At 38.4% G+C, this 15,295-nt stretch carries 17 protein-coding genes; 11 read left to right on the forward strand and 6 right to left on the reverse strand.

Annotated elements, in window-relative coordinates; genetic code table 11:
* Positions 1-276 precede the first annotated feature (276 nt).
* From WH188_RS24080 to WH188_RS24095, 4 genes are all read left to right on the forward strand, one after another.
* Positions 277-1,071 carry a helix-turn-helix domain-containing protein gene (locus WH188_RS24080; RefSeq protein WP_339424751.1) on the forward strand — a complete coding sequence of 265 codons (795 nt, stop codon included), beginning with the start codon at positions 277-279 and terminating at the stop codon, positions 1,069-1,071.
* 65 nt (positions 1,072-1,136) lie between these two features.
* Positions 1,137-1,991, forward strand: coding sequence for an SDR family oxidoreductase (locus WH188_RS24085; protein ID WP_339424752.1), 855 nt, complete (start codon positions 1,137-1,139; stop codon positions 1,989-1,991).
* A gap of 2 nt (positions 1,992-1,993) precedes the next feature.
* Positions 1,994-2,581 (forward strand): ASCH domain-containing protein, encoded by a 588-nt coding sequence (locus WH188_RS24090; RefSeq protein WP_339424753.1) that lies wholly within the window; start codon positions 1,994-1,996, stop codon positions 2,579-2,581.
* Positions 2,582-2,821: 240 nt separating this feature from the next.
* Complete coding sequence (locus WH188_RS24095; RefSeq protein ID WP_339424754.1) at positions 2,822-3,676, forward strand: class I SAM-dependent methyltransferase; 855 nt, start codon at positions 2,822-2,824, stop codon at positions 3,674-3,676.
* 230 nt (positions 3,677-3,906) lie between these two features.
* On the opposite strand, the gene WH188_RS24100 is transcribed toward WH188_RS24095, so the two are convergent.
* The 3 genes from WH188_RS24100 to WH188_RS24110 all read right to left on the reverse strand — a co-directional run bounded on the left by WH188_RS24100 (position 3,907) and on the right by WH188_RS24110 (position 6,106).
* Positions 3,907-4,131, reverse strand: a complete 225-nt coding sequence (locus WH188_RS24100) for a hypothetical protein (protein ID WP_339424755.1) — start codon at positions 4,129-4,131, stop codon at positions 3,907-3,909.
* A gap of 384 nt (positions 4,132-4,515) precedes the next feature.
* Positions 4,516-4,920: a DUF5675 family protein gene (locus WH188_RS24105; protein ID WP_132767330.1), complete on the reverse strand. Its 405-nt coding sequence runs from the start codon at positions 4,918-4,920 to the stop codon at positions 4,516-4,518.
* 427 nt (positions 4,921-5,347) lie between these two features.
* Positions 5,348-6,106, reverse strand: coding sequence for a hypothetical protein (locus WH188_RS24110; RefSeq protein ID WP_132767327.1), 759 nt, complete (start codon positions 6,104-6,106; stop codon positions 5,348-5,350).
* Positions 6,107-6,650: 544 nt separating this feature from the next.
* Here WH188_RS24110 and WH188_RS24115 point away from each other — a divergent pair.
* Positions 6,651-6,848 (forward strand): hypothetical protein, encoded by a 198-nt coding sequence (locus tag WH188_RS24115; RefSeq protein WP_339424756.1) that lies wholly within the window; start codon positions 6,651-6,653, stop codon positions 6,846-6,848.
* Positions 6,849-6,854: 6 nt separating this feature from the next.
* Here WH188_RS24115 and WH188_RS24120 read toward each other — a convergent pair whose 3' ends face one another.
* A complete protein-coding gene (locus WH188_RS24120; RefSeq protein WP_339424757.1) occupies positions 6,855-8,033 on the reverse strand; it encodes a hypothetical protein in 1,179 nt (392 codons plus the stop codon).
* 308 nt (positions 8,034-8,341) lie between these two features.
* Here WH188_RS24120 and WH188_RS24125 point away from each other — a divergent pair, with 308 nt between their 5' ends.
* The 6 genes from WH188_RS24125 to WH188_RS24150 all read left to right on the forward strand — a co-directional run bounded on the left by WH188_RS24125 (position 8,342) and on the right by WH188_RS24150 (position 12,598).
* On the forward strand, positions 8,342-8,719 hold the full coding sequence (locus WH188_RS24125) for a hypothetical protein (protein WP_132840539.1): 378 nt from the start codon (positions 8,342-8,344) through the stop codon (positions 8,717-8,719).
* 19 nt (positions 8,720-8,738) lie between these two features.
* Positions 8,739-9,287, forward strand: coding sequence for a hypothetical protein (locus WH188_RS24130; protein WP_132840540.1), 549 nt, complete (start codon positions 8,739-8,741; stop codon positions 9,285-9,287).
* Positions 9,288-10,093: 806 nt separating this feature from the next.
* Positions 10,094-10,714: a helix-turn-helix domain-containing protein gene (locus WH188_RS24135; RefSeq protein ID WP_339424758.1), complete on the forward strand. Its 621-nt coding sequence runs from the start codon at positions 10,094-10,096 to the stop codon at positions 10,712-10,714.
* Between the two features lie 11 nt (positions 10,715-10,725).
* Positions 10,726-11,628: a hypothetical protein gene (locus WH188_RS24140; protein WP_339424759.1), complete on the forward strand. Its 903-nt coding sequence runs from the start codon at positions 10,726-10,728 to the stop codon at positions 11,626-11,628.
* Between the two features lie 504 nt (positions 11,629-12,132).
* Positions 12,133-12,261 (forward strand): hypothetical protein, encoded by a 129-nt coding sequence (locus WH188_RS24145; RefSeq protein WP_339424760.1) that lies wholly within the window; start codon positions 12,133-12,135, stop codon positions 12,259-12,261.
* Between the two features lie 115 nt (positions 12,262-12,376).
* The gene (locus WH188_RS24150; RefSeq protein ID WP_339424761.1) at positions 12,377-12,598 is read left to right on the forward strand and encodes a hypothetical protein; all 222 of its coding nucleotides are present in this window, start codon (positions 12,377-12,379) and stop codon (positions 12,596-12,598) included.
* Between the two features lie 51 nt (positions 12,599-12,649).
* On the opposite strand, the gene WH188_RS24155 is transcribed toward WH188_RS24150, so the two are convergent.
* Together WH188_RS24155 and WH188_RS24160 are read right to left on the reverse strand one after the other, a co-directional pair.
* Positions 12,650-13,912, reverse strand: coding sequence for a TlpA family protein disulfide reductase (locus WH188_RS24155; RefSeq protein ID WP_339424762.1), 1,263 nt, complete (start codon positions 13,910-13,912; stop codon positions 12,650-12,652).
* Positions 13,913-13,934: 22 nt separating this feature from the next.
* Positions 13,935-15,293, reverse strand: a complete 1,359-nt coding sequence (locus tag WH188_RS24160; protein WP_339424763.1) for a RagB/SusD family nutrient uptake outer membrane protein — start codon at positions 15,291-15,293, stop codon at positions 13,935-13,937.
* Positions 15,294-15,295: the final 2 nt, after the last annotated feature.

The following is a 15,295-nucleotide window of genomic DNA, read 5'->3' on the forward strand; positions in this document are numbered from 1 at the left end:
AAATTTGAAACCCTCGAATATTTTTTCGAGGGTTTTTTTATAGATTTTTTGCGATATTATATTTGAGAATGTGCATGATGGTAATACAACAATTCCTAATCATCCAGTACGATCTCCACCACACCAAGCCCCGGAGCGATGTATTTACTAATATTCAGAGCCCTTTCCGGCAGTCTAATCGGCGGTTTTCTAATTGAATTCATACAGTGATCGAAAAAACAATAGAATTTGATTTCAGCATAAAAATCTCTATATTTCAGAGTTAAAAAATAACACATGTTTTATCAACAAATATATCCAATAGAACCACTGCGGAAATATGTTCGCTACTTTTGGGTATTGGAGGGTAATAGTCTGGATTTTTCTGAAAAAATATTTAAGATAATCTCAGACGGTATGCCAGGTCTTATTTTTCAAACTAACAAAAAGGCATTTCGAGACAAGAACAATCAGGAATTACCACAATTATTCGTATATGGACAAACTACACGATATACTGAACAAAGAGCAATAAACAGTTTCCAAAATATTGGAATTTACTTTCAGCCGAGCGCACTTAAATCAATCTTCAGAATAGATGCAAGCGAACTGACGAACCAACATATTGACATAGACGATCTACTAAAAACTAATATAACTGAACAGATTTCAAATACTGCAAGCACTGATGAAAAGATAGCATTACTCTCCACATTCTTATTGCGGCAGTTGCAACGAACAAATATCAATAGTGAAAAACTAGATTTTGCAATCGCGCAACTGGAAAAAGGAATGAGTTTGCAAGATGTGCAAAATGAGCTTAAAATGTCCGAGCGTTCATTGGAACGGTATTTCAATCAGTATATTGGCATCTCGCCCAAGTTATTTTCCAAAATAGGTCGCTTTCAATCTGCTTTAGAAATCATACGTCAAAACCGCTTTGAAAAATTGACCGACATCGCTTATCAAAGTGATTATTTTGACCAATCACATTTTATCAGGGATTTCAAAGAATTTGCAGGAACAAGTCCAAAGAAATTCAAGCTCCATGCCAATGAGATCGTTTCGAATTTTCCGGAATGGAAGGTTTAGATACTGTCGGTTTTATCCAATTTTATCGAAGAAAAGCCTAATAACTTTGCTTCAAAAAAAGAGTTATGATAGCCATTACAGGAGCAAGCGGAAACTTAGGCAAAGCGACTATTCAATTTTTATCGCAGCAAGTCTCACCTACAAACATTGTTGCCATTGTCAGAAACCCAGAAAGGGTACATGATTTTATTAAACAAGGTATTATTGTCAGGCAAGCAGATTACAACAACTATGAAACGCTTCTGCAAGCGTTTAAAGGTGTTGAAAAGGCCTTGCATATCTCCACTGTCGGAGTAGACTTGAAAACAGCTAAACAGCAGGAAAAAAATGTGGTAAACGCATTGCTAGAAAACAACGTAAAACACATTGTTTATACAAGTATGGTACAGACCCAAGCCAACAGGATATTTGAAGGGACTAAAACATCATACGAAACAGAAAAATTGATAAAAGGGACAAAAATACCTTATTCGTTTTTAAGAAACAGTATGTATATGGAAGCCATTCCCGAACTTATTGGAGATGCGTTGCATTCTGGCGAAATCCGTTACCCATCGGGCGAGGGAAAGATAAGTTTTGTCTCCAGAATGGATATTGCAGAAGCTATTGTAAAAGTACTAACAGAAAGTACACACGATAATCAAATCTATGAAATAACAGGCAATAAAGCGTATTCATTTGATGAATTGGCAAAGCTAATCTTTACAGAAAAGGGCATACCTGTACAACATAGCGATATTTCAGAGGAATTCTTCAGAAAAGAACTGACTAGCTACCGAATGCCTCTTGAAATAGTCAATTTATTGGTCAGTATGGCAAATGGTATTAAAATAGGTGAGTTTTCCTATGTTGACAACACACTAGAAAAATTGCTTGGTAGAAAACCGTTAGTCTTGAACGAGTTTATAAAAATCATTTGATTATGTTGTTTAAGGAAGTACATCTGAACGGTATTAAATCGGGAAAAATCACATTGGCATTTCGTAAGTGGCAAAAGGTTTCTGTAAAATGCGGAAGCCTTTTACATACCTCTGTTGGTTTGATTGAAATCGGTAAAATTGAAACCATAAGCAAAAATTATATAACCGAACAGCATGCAATACAGGCCGGTTTTACAGATAAACAACAGTTACTAAAATCATTTACGCATAATAGTACAGGAACCATTTTTAAAATATCTGTCAGCTATCATTCCGCAGACCCACGAGTTAAGTTGAGAGAACAAACGGAACTATCAGAAAAGGTATTTACCGATTTAAAAAAGAAATTAGAACGGTTAGACAATTATAGTAAGAAGCAACATTGGACGAACAAAGTTCTATTTACTATAAACGACAATCCAAATTTTCATGCCAAGGGTATAGCAGAATTGACAGGATTTGAAAAAGAATGGTTAAAACTGAATATCCGAAAATTGAAAAATTTAGGCTTGACCATAAGCCGTAATGTAGGTTACGAACTTTCTCCTTTAGGAAGCGAATATTTAAACAAACTTTGTAAATTAAAATAGTTAACAACCTAATAGAAACAGTTCACAAATAAAGGTAGTAAAAAGTGAGCTGGGATGAGAGGTTCAGATCCCTTTAAAGTATGGAACTAAGGATTTACCCCTCAGTAATCAATACTACAAGATAATATTTGTAAAAATATTGTAAAATAATTATTTACAATTTCATTTTATTTGGTATTATTGTGATAATAAAGAGCGATAGAAAACACTTAAACCTTCAACTACAACCTTTTTTTAATCATGATAAACGAGCCCTTAAAAAGTAAATTCAAAATTTCACCGACAGCCAGTTTAGTGCTTTGTTTAGCCAGTGAACTTTATCGAGACGGAAAAACATGCCAGGCATATGTAGAAAATATCGATACTTCAGAAGGAGAATCTCTCGTAAAAAGTTTTAAACAAGTATTCGAACACTCGGAGTCAATCGCAATATTGAGAAAGCGGTATATCCGCCATCTTTTCGAAGACTATGCTAAACAATTCCCAAAATTCCAGGTCTGTATTTTAGGAGCTGGCCTTGATCCGCTTTCACTTTATCTGCTAGAACAATATGATGATCAAATTGAGACTATTTTTGAAGTAGATATGGAATCAATGGACGAAAAACGTGCTATGTACACCAAATTAATCGGAGATACAGTTAAATTAAAGCTGGTTACTCATGATGCTACTGATATTGATGCTCTCTTGGTTGAATTGAAAAAAATGGGCTATCATGCATCAACCCCGACGATATTCTTACTGGAGGGATTTGTTTATTACATCAGCCGAGATAAGTTCAGTACATTACTTGAAAAATTAGCCATCGCAGATGGACAGAAAGCGGTAATACTGGATTACGTTATACCATTTGAAGCTGTTCATGAAAGCAATCGGGAGAAATCCCGCCTCATGCTTCGTTCGCTGGAAAAAGGTTTAGGTTGGCCAATTATGGTTTATCATACATTTGATATCACCGGGTTGATCCAATTTTTTAAAGGAAATATAATAACATCTGATTCAACACAGTCAATGGAAAAAACATTATATGGGGAAAACAAAATTTACATTGAACCAACAAGTGGCTTTATGGAAATAATAAGTTTTAAGTTCTGATAAAGATATTAAAGTTGGAAAAGCAAATGCCAAATTAATTAAAATAAAAAGGAGACTCTATAAAGAATCTCCTTTTTTATCACCTTTTCCTTATCCTTCCCAACAGTCGGCTCGTCACATAACTCACGACTGTCCCGACAACCGCCATCAATGCGGTATGCGCGACATCACCAAGAGAAAAGCTAACCCATATCGAACAGAGCGTACCCCCTAAAGTTCCTATACGGATATCATTCCATTTCATCCCGCACCTCCTTTTCTTGATTAGGAAGGATCTGCTTTGGTGGAGGTGACTCCTCCTCTCCTTTTTTGTCTTTATCATCCATTACGGTCTCCACCACACCAAGACCCAGAGCAATGTATTTAATAATATTTAACGCCTTTCCCGGCAGTTTAATCGGCGCCAGCAAGACCACTTGCAACGCCGCACTTATTTTTTGAATTATCTTTTTCATGTTTTTAATAATTAAAAGGTCTAGTATTCCGACTGCGTAATTGCACCGAAAAAGAGGCGTTAAAAATGAATTCCTGTCTGAGTGAAACGAGTTTAAATTCATTTAGCCTATTTAAGGTGAAATAGCATTAAGGAATGCAACCTTGATTTTTTTGATTACTTTTTTCATCAAGGAAAAAAGTAATTGCCTGTCACGGCATAAGTGACAACATTTAAATTCATTTAGCCTATTTAAGGTGAAATAGCATTAAGGAATACAGCCTTGACTTTTTTGTTTACTTTTTGTGTCAAGACAAACCTCAAAGAGAATCTTGAGTGCCAAAAAAATCAAATCATTAACGAAAAAAAGTAAAAGCCCATCGCGGCTCGAGCGACAACTCCGTCACTACTTTATATGCAAAAACACTTCCTGCTCCATATCCCAAAGCGAATAAACCAGAGACTTCAATTTTGCAAGCGCCTTTTTACTCTCCGTACCGCAACCTTCCCCCGTTAATGCTGTAACCGGAGCAATGCATCCCAATAACTCTTTCCGTGCATCGTTGGCTGCATGGATCAATATCGCTTCGCGTCCCAATACAGCCGGAATTCCGATCTGCTCACCATGTCTGGTATACTTTCGTTTTTCCAATTTATAACTCCCCACCGGGATGCAGCTAAGCCTCGGCAGGTTATTGCGCCAGGGCAGTTCGATAGTACGGCAGATGACCTCACCTTCAAAAGTGAGGGTACCGTTTGTCCCCTGCTCTCCATAAATCCGTTGGAGATGCAAGATTTGTTTTGTTGACATGTTATTACATCATCTATTAAAAATTATTATTCATTTTCAGCTCCACCTGGTGAATAAATTTCAGGAAGCAGGTCGTTGCTATAACACAACCACCCACCACCCGAAAAATAATCCCGAAAGCCGAAGGCTTTACCAAAGGCCTAGCGTTCCGACTGCGTAATTTCACCGATGGAGAGGCGTAAAAATGAATTTCTGTCTGAGTGAAACGAGTTTAAATTCATTTAGCCTCTACGAGGTGAAATAGCACAAAGGAATGCAGCCTTGAGTTATGGATTCGTGTTTGTTTTTTTTGCATCCATGGTCTCCCTCCGGTCGGCTTTTGATTACTTTTTTCATCAAGGAAAACCTCGAAGAGAATCTTGAGTGCCAATAAAATCAAATCCTTAACGAAAAAAAGTAATTGCCAGTCACGGCATGAGTGACAACATTACGGTATCACGACCTGATGAATAGTCAGCGCATTATACTGACCATTTGCCAATGGATAATAAGCACCGTTCACAAGCTGGTAGTATCCTGTCCCCACAAGTACCAGAACACTTTTATCAGGATCATGAGCAAGTGTAGCCGCAATATCCAGATCCATGGGTTGCATTTCACCAAGTTTGATATAAGCGGACCGTTGGATTACGGGACGCTTATCGGCTTCATCTCCCGAGAATTCCTGCAGAACCAGGGTGTACTGCACATGCGTCGCCCCACTCAACTTGGCGATATGCAAATTCGGGATCAGTTGCTCGCAGGATAAAAAACCTTCACCGCTAAAATTGTCAAAGGTTACCGACAAAGGTTTTAACGTGATGTTTTTTAAACTGGCGCGCTGATTACATTCAAGACCATTCAGCAGTACCATGTTTTGTGGCACAAGAACCCTTTCCCCACGGACACTTATCGGATCCATCTGGATGACTTTTAACATCCGGCTTGCCAACCTGGTACTGAATCTGTTGTCCGAATTTTCGAACAGCACATCCCGCAACAGATCACGTAGCTTTTTGCTCTCCTGCTGTGCTCTGCCAAATTCACTGCCGTTTTCACGGGTACGTGCAAATGCTGGATCATTGGCAATACGGTCTCCCGATACACCGGTCTTCATACGTGCCTGATAACCCACACTTTTTGATTTGTAAAAGGAAAGATCCCCGATCGTTCCATTTAATTTGATTAAACTTTCTACTCTTGCCATAATAGTATTGTTTTGACAATGCTAAGATGATCATCAGTACAAAAGGACGGGGATCAAAAGCGTAGAAAAGGGGAAAAATGCGGAATAATGATACTGAATTGGCGCGATAAATTGACGAAAATGTACCTAAACGCGAATAAAACTATATTATATAGAAAAAACTTATCTTAGTAAATGAATAACCAATAACATCATTTTTCTGGAGAGGAATTAAACCTAATCTGCAAAGCTTAAGGACTAAAGTACATTGTAAACTTGGACGCTATACAGCTATAAAGCGTGGCATAAGCGTATGTAAAGCGTAGATAGAGCGTAGATACAGTGTAAAAACAGTGTGCTTCACGCACTTAGTACGCACTTACCACGCTCTTAGCCTATGCGCATACTGTACATAGCCAAATAGGCTTTACCCGTGCTCCATTACTGCTTTATACCTGCTTAACAGGTGGTTTGATAGGGAATGTTTGTCTACGGTCAGGACAATCAATAGCAAATCCAGATGATCTGATTATCAACAGATCATCCCTCTAAAAACCAGAATAACATGAAAAACAAATCTCGATTATGCATTTACCCCAAAGAAGCAGCACTTATATTGGGACGTACAGAAAAACACACCTACAAAATCTTTCAGGCCATACGCGATTGCTACGGATTGAAATCAAACCATTATGTCAGCATCAGTTTATTTGCAGACTATACCGGATTGCCGGAAGAAGAAATTAGAAAATTATTGCTCTAATATGCTTTAAACTGAAACAGCTGGAGAGGACTGTTTCTCCCTATATTGATTCCATACATACTGCAATATAATCCAGGAAAACACTTTTTTTATATACTCATGTTTCATTTCTATCGGTTCTTCCTGACCTCGAACTTTTACTTTAACAAGTTTAGAGCTCATGACTTCGTATGAAACAACCGATGTACCTGGAATAAGGTGATTACGCGAGATACGGACCATTCTTGGAAATACCCTGTTCATTTCTTCCAAAGAACTTTCGTAAACAGTGAACACTTCACCATCCAATAGATAAATATCCTGACAGAGCACACCTTCCCGATTTGCACCAAAAATAAAAGCAACATGCTCTTCTTTGATCACCCTGTCATTCAATTCATTGGCAAATTGATATCTACTAAGCGGATCATATTCATAGGGAACAATATCATTAAGTAAAATATACGACAGCTGCTGTATATGGTGCTCATCAAGTTCATGTGTTACAGATGTACATTTGAGCACGATTTCTTTTGTCAGCCTATCAATCTCATCAGTCAACTGTCGTTCACGCAATTCAGCTTGCGCCACATGTTTATCTGCATTAACTAAACTTATTTTCAATTCAGCATTGATACTATCCAAACTAGATTTTAATCCATCTAGCTCCTCCCTATGTTTTAAATCAGCTTTTTCTAATAACATTTTTTGACGTACATCTCCATCTTTATGCTCATCCTTTAAAGTTTTTACCAGCACGGTTTTTTTATTAAGGTAAAAAGCATACATCCGTATTACCATAAATGCATTGCACAGAACCAATAAAAGGAGCATCAGCATTAAGTCACTGTTTACATGATCGTGCTGAAATATAGCAGGACCATAGAAAAACCTTATTAAACCCACACCACAGATAAAAGGCAAAATGACTCCAAAGAAAGTATGATAAAAACTGGCATGTAATACGTTAGTCTCCCAGAGCCGTAAACGAAACACATAGAATGCGACAACATTTACGATCGTCAGCAACAAACCACCGATTACAAAGGTTTTAAGCATGACCTTCATTACTGGCTTACTGAAAATATAACTCATTGACATATCATCGAATGGAAACAAAGATGCCATGACCATAGCAATGGCAATGCAGATAACGAAAATACGCCAACTGATAATTTTAAAATATGTTTTGATATAACTATTCATGCACTGGTTTAAGTTGTCAAATTGGATTACTTATGACCAGCGGTTAACAAACCATAAGTAAAAAGAAATATAAAAATATTTAAAAATTTCGACATTTAAAGTAACAATTTCGCAACCACTAAAAAGCGAATCACATAATTGATGAAAAAAAACAGGCATTAAGCTATCAAAACAGCACCTAAAATGCAAGAAACTATCGGTTCGATAAAATAAACTGCCGATTCGATTTTTCCAATACGTTATTTCAGGTGTTTTTTTAAATCGAAGCATATCTTTGAAGGTAATATTTAACATAAATCTAAACAATAATGACAGATCAATTTCCCTTCAATCAGGTAGGAGCTACAGATTGGAGAACTGCCCTTTACGCAGCTACTCAAACTGTTATAGATGTCGAAAAACAGTTTATTCAAACCGGTTTTATCAATTGGTTACCGCAACGATTTCAACTCAGTACCGATCAATTTCAATACGCCGTATCTTTAGGTCCACAGGCACAACAATCTATTGCCAATTCGCTTATTACTGCTATTGATAACAGAGCAAATATAGTATTGGTAAACGATGCACAAAGAAAAGGACAAGGAAATAGCAAGACCGCCAACTCGACGCAAAGCTTCGTTCCGGATCCAGAAATACCAGAAACAAGCATTATGGTGCTCACCTTTTCATTCTCATATCTGTAAACAATTGGATAGTCTAAATATGGAAAGAACAAAATATCAAAACCTATTATTTGAAATATTGCATGAACTCGCTCCTGTGCCACCTGCTTTATGGTCAAGCATATTAGCTGTTGTTGAGATCAGATCCATTAAAAAAGGTAGGTACCTTCAGGCTAAGCTATTGGATCTGCATATTGTACTGGAAGGCATCATCATCAAACGCTGGGATGACGCTGGCCCGCTCCAAAATGATGTCATCGACTTTATCTCAAAAAAACAATTTATTCTTCATATTGAAGATGTTGATGGCAGTTATTTTAAAGCAGATAGCGATGTCGTGACGGCTTTCATCAGCCGGGAGAATATCATCAAGCTCATGGAAGAGCACCCTATTTTTGCAAACCATTCAAATTATTTAATTGCGACAGTATTGAATCGTAGATCGTTCAGAGGGAGACTTCTCAAAATGCCTGCAAAAGACCGAAAAACAACTTTTGGAAAAGAATATCCAGAAGCAAATTTTCATTGCAGTATAAGCGATAAAAGTTCATTTTTAGGAATAAGCGCCTCTTACTACAGCACAATTTAGGTTTCTATAGACAACTGCATCCTCAAGGTAAAGATGCAGTTGTCTATCGTAAATTAGAAATCTTTTTGCAAGACCCCTCCTTACTGCAAATCATTTCCAAGTATGGCTACGGCACTCAAAAAAAGCATAATCTTAGATTTTAAAGAATTAAATCATCAAAATCGAAGATCATTTTCTCGAAAATCGTAGATGAAAACCTCAAATATCTAAGATCCAAACCGACCTTCTTGCCATTATCTTTACTTCAGTAGATCGGTACAATAAATACAGATGTCTCCTCTCCCATCTGTGTTTATCTACCAGATTGAAAAAAAAGATGCAATAGAGGTGAACTTGAAACAAAAAAGCCACATACGACTATCATAAAAGCCGCAGCCCCAAGTTCACCCTTTGCATCTCTAAAACATATTTGCTGAAGCACATGATAAAACCGAATTATGAAACAAACCATTATTCTCAATCATCCACCCGATTTCCAGGAGGTAGCTCATTCGGATTTAAGGGTTACTTATCCCATACGCTATGCCCACACCACTTACTGGGCAAATGCGACCAACCGTTATGCAGTGCAGACCTTCGATGGACGGTATGCCTATATCTATTATTACGAATTTTGGATCGACACTCCAACGACACTAGCGCTCGCCTCTCTAGCGCCAGATCTGCACCTCTGTTATCCTTTAATGAGTACCGGGGCACAACCGATTACACTTCATGATCCTAACGCACAGCTCGCGCTTCATTTTCAGCACGAACGTGCCAGTTATCTTTATCTGCCTAAGACTGAATTGACAGTCGAACTGCCCATGGGCCACCACATCATTATCGGGATCACGGTGGATGCTGGACTTTTCAGACCGCATCTAGAGCGTCACTTTGAATTTGTCATGCCACTGGTATACGCCAAACGGGCGGCTGATCCCGTGCCTCTTCAAAGCTCCGATTTTAAAATCGGTCCATTGACACGTACAGAAATTTTAAACCTCTTCAGCCAGATCAATCCCAGGAATATGGAAAACGAATACCTACTCGTCCACCATCAGATCTATCTCATCACCTTGTCGAGACTCAAGATCATTAGCGAGACGACCAAAATAAACACAACAATAGCATTAGTAGATCAGGCACGTGCCTATCTGGAACTTGCCGTAAATAAGTTTGGCGCAAAGGCACTGATCAAAGATATTGTTAGAAGCTTACAAGTAGACCACAACCAGTTAGCGCGTTTGCACCAGGAGTATTACGGTTGCCGTTTACACGCATATCGCAACCAATTGCTCCTCGAACGCATTATAAGACAATTGGAAGATTATCCTCAACAGATCGCTACTTTGGCCGAGCAGTTAAATTTTGCGGGACATAGCGAACTCAATCGCTTTTTTAAAAAGCTCACGGGTAAATCTATCGGTCAGTTTAAGAAATCGTAATTCAAAGACATATGATAGCACATGTTTTCAAAAATCTATCTGACCATCGGATGAAAACCATACTCCAGAAGATGTATAATGAAGTGCCGCAATTGATGAATACACTGGCACCCGAAGGCTGGAAAAAATCCAAGTATCACAAACAGATCCAAGAGCAGCAGCAGCATGCCCATAGTGAATATCTCACAGATATACTAGCCGGAAAACAACAAAGTAGCTGTGTCAATAAGCAGCTCATGGATGAAGTTACTTTTATAAATAAATATGCGCTCAACCATGAAGAGTATCATTCTTTCCAATATCCCGGGATCGACCAAGATGAGCAAGAAGTATTTTTTATCTTTTTGCTACTGCTCTGTGATATCAGTGAAGAAGGTGACCTGTTATATCAGCAAACTAATCAAAGTGACATCATCCATTATTACCTCGCCTATGTAGATGTGGAAAAAATAGCACTGGAAATTGCAGGGGAACAGGGACATATCCCGAAGGACGATATTGAATACTTTTTGTTCAGTGATTTCACCATAGACTGGGATGAAATGGAACGGTTCAATTGCCTCCGATTAATCTTTAAAATATTGCAGGCAGAAAAATACATCTGGCACCATATTGACGATGAACTGCAGCACATTGCTATCTGTTATCACGAAGATCACTATCTAGCATATAGTGCGCTACCTTTTTACGAAAAAAGTCTGCGGCAACATGAGATCATAAAAACCATTCAACAGTACGTGAGCAAGTATCAAGCTAGCTGGTTAGATCCGTATGATTTTGAGGCCATTATCGCACTTTTCAATCGACATAAAATAAATTATGCCGTACTGGCCTATGTGCATTGCTACCAAGCATTTCCGGTAGGCTATCCCTACCAGGTCTATCATTACTTCGACGGTTATTCAAAAGAATAAAACTTACCAGATGAAAAGTGCACAATCAAGAAGTGAATTCTACCTAACACCTGCCTTATTTTACAGCCTATCTTTGATATAGATTCAAATGGGGGTTTAGAAAGTGAGAAGGTTAATGAGTTAGATAGATTGGAAAGTGAGAAGGTTAGAAAAATAAAAAATTACGTTGGGTTTTTAATTGAAATAATGTCATGATGAACAGAACAGGTATCAAAAGATACCGTCGCAAATTTGCGACATTCCCCGGTGGCCGGGGCAGGAAATAAAAGTCCACTTTAATAGTAAAAGCCTCCGTTGCATGGAAGCTTTTACGTGGCCATCCTTCAACACGTAGGATGATCGATTTGAACCGATATGAATATACAAAATATTTATATCATATAAAAATTCACTTAAAACTTGTCAATTATGGCTTGGTTTTCTTTCACGGGTACAAACCCGTCTCAGCCTTCCCACTATACATTAGTGGCGTCGCAACCCACATGTCCTGGACTAACACAAAGAATGTGTGCATTACAGGCAATGAATGATGGTAGTAATAATCCAGTAATTACGGATGCATTACAAAATGAAATCATTAATTCACTTGAGAATCAGGTGAACGGCACAAATGTGAAGTTGAAGGCGCGATAGACGGTTTAAGTACCGTAAACAATAGCGTTCGCTAAATAAGTAATAGGGTATGACGAGGAGTCATACCCTAATTATTAAAACAAATTAATTATTTAACAATCTAATATTTAAGACTATGAATTGGTTTAGTTTTACGGGTACTAACCCGTTAAGCCCGGCACATTATACGTTAGTTGCAACACAACCAACATGTCCTGGACTTCCACAGAGAATGTGTGCGTTACAAGCGCAAAATGATGGCTCTAACAATCCACAAATTACCGATGAATTAAAAGAAGAAATAGCCAATTGTTTAGAAAACAAGGTAAATAGTACCCATGTGAAGTTAAAAACGTGATAAAAGATTAGGGCTGTAATAAATAAATTACAGCCCTATCTAATCCCAATATTAGTTCACCTCTTCAATAACCAGTACCTCTTGCATACCACGGCCCAGAACAGCTTCAATTCCATAAGCGGCCAGCTGTTCATTAAACTCCACTAAATTTGTATACGCCCCTATAGTGATTTTTTGATCGCTTTTTACAAGATCTAATGCAGGCGGAAATTGCTCCCCTAAATCAGTCATTGTCGCCAAAACATCCGTTCCACTATAAATCATTGCGCCCTCAAGCATTTTTCCAGTATAGGGCTTTATAGGGCAGGGTTTGAAAATAAGACAGTCTATTTCCTTCATAGTCTTGTACGATCGGATACCAAAAAAAATATGAAGATCATTCAGCACAATTCTTGCACGAGCTGAATCTGCTCTTTCTATTTTGTCCAAGCGTTCGTAGCAGATCGCATTTTTTGAATACCACATATCTCCAATATTGGATAAATCCGCATATCGATCCGGATTCTTTACTTTATAAACTCTTCTTTCCGCTCTAGGAATATATTTAGCTTGTGTACCTCTAATTTTTGCCCATGTGAATTGAATAGCATCAAAAATCGAAACATTATAAAAAGACGTTTTTATCAGACCTGAGATACTATCCTTTTTAATGCGCATGGACTCTGCCGGTACACCATCCTGATAACCGGTTATCCAGACTCCCTCTCTAGTTTTCTGACTAGCATTATCAATTTGTCCTGCCAGATCCCCTTTACCAAAATCGTCTTTCAGCGGTAAAGAAACCGTACCTGTGTTGTAGAGCTTTAGGATATTTTCTTCTGTGACCAGTCTGTTCCCTGTAACCGCATGGACTTTTCCTTTAAACAGAAAAATAACATGTGGAGCACTTTGATGTGGAAAACGTTCCTTTAAATACTTATCGGCGAAGATAACCGACAGATTAACGTTGTTTTCTTTAAGAAATGCATTTGTAGCGTAGAACTTGTCCAGCGTAGCTTTATCCTGCCAAGCAACATTAAAAATCTGCAGCTTGTCCTTTAATTTATGTTGCAGTTCCTGTAGCTCAGGCATACTTTGTATACAGGTACCACAGAAGGTATCAAAGAAATCCAAGATAACAACTTTATTCTCCAGTGCCTTCCAGTCTATCTTTTTCACCTCACCACGCATCAACTGCACACTTGAAAGTGGTGTAAAGGTATCTCCTACTTTAAGGGCTTTGCTTAAATCTACTTTTTGGTTCGGCTGCGCATGTGCAGTACTGAATGTAATCAGTAAACAGATTTGAAGTGCGATCAATTTTAAATGTTTCATATTTGCTTTTTTTTATAAATGATTATCGATTATTTTGAGGCAGCTTCCCAACAGAAACTACAGGTTCAGGAAGTCGGAAAGCATACTTTCGGCTGTTAAATGGAAGTGTAAACGTCACTCCATTTACTATTCTGGTCAGATTTTTCTGAAAACGGGCATCAAGGTTCAACCGTTTAAGATCTGACCAGCGGCGCCCGCGGAACAGCAGTTCTTTTTGTCTTTCTTGAAGCACAAAAGGCAATAGCACGTCCGGATTAGTTTCTGTAATCGGGACATAATTGTTCGTGTCCTGTCTTTTCTGCAACAGGGTATTAATGGCAAGCAAAGCTTCACTGATCTTGCCGATTCGCACCGCCGCTTCTGCTTTGACCAGATACATTTCACTCGTGGTCAGTCCCACAAAAAGATTATTATTGGCCTTATCATAATTCCCTTTGAAACCATAAGAATTCTCAGGGTAAACATTTGTAGCAAAATAGATAGCTTTCCTTAAGTCATTGTTTTCATAGGATTTATAAAGAATCGAATCAACTAATCCGTTAAACAAACTCATTGGGCCAGCATTGGCACTTACCGCAGCGAAAAGCACTTCCACATTGAACTTCGGAATGGGCAGATTGTCCGTTGCTTTCAAGGTATTGAAATCCATCAATTCGTTATGTGTTTGCAAGCTGGAGTCTGCGTAATAATAAGCCTGCTGATAATCGCCTATGTACAAATAAGCTCTTGCCAAGCCTGCATAGGCCGAAGCACGAAAAGGTCTTCCTTTTATCGTTTCGCTTATCGGTAATCTGCCAGCGGCCACTTTATAATCCGATACAATCTGCTCATAGCTATGCTTTAAAGAAGCGCGTGTAGATGGGGCATCGATGCCTGGATCCAACCGAAGTGGAATGCCCATTTCTGCAGAAGCAGTTTCCTGTTGATAGGCAGGCGCAAATACTTCTGCCACTTGCTGAAATGCAAATGCACGAAAGAAGTGAGCCATACCGATCAAATTTTTAGCTTTTTCAGAAGCGCTCTCCGCTCCTAGCTTGCTGATGATATCCATCGCCTGATTGGCATTGTAAACGACTTTATAAGGTCTCTGCCACTGCACCACATCGTTATAGGGTTCATCTGTCCAAGTATGGGCATTCCGCTGATCCAGATTCATAACGCCATCAAAAGTTTCGGAACTCACATAATATTGATCAGTGCTCCATTCTCCATATACCGGATAGGCGGTATTCATGGTCGTATAATCATTGAGCAAAAATTCAGCATCATCCAAGCTTTTAGGGACGACCATTTTGATATCGGGCTTTTCTTCTAAGAAATTGGAACAGCTTGAGAAAACCAATACGAGCGCGATACCGATCGAAAAAATCTGTATTTTCATGA

The organism is Sphingobacterium sp. MYb388 (assembly GCF_037479535.1).
Taxonomy (GTDB): domain Bacteria; phylum Bacteroidota; class Bacteroidia; order Sphingobacteriales; family Sphingobacteriaceae; genus Sphingobacterium; species Sphingobacterium anhuiense.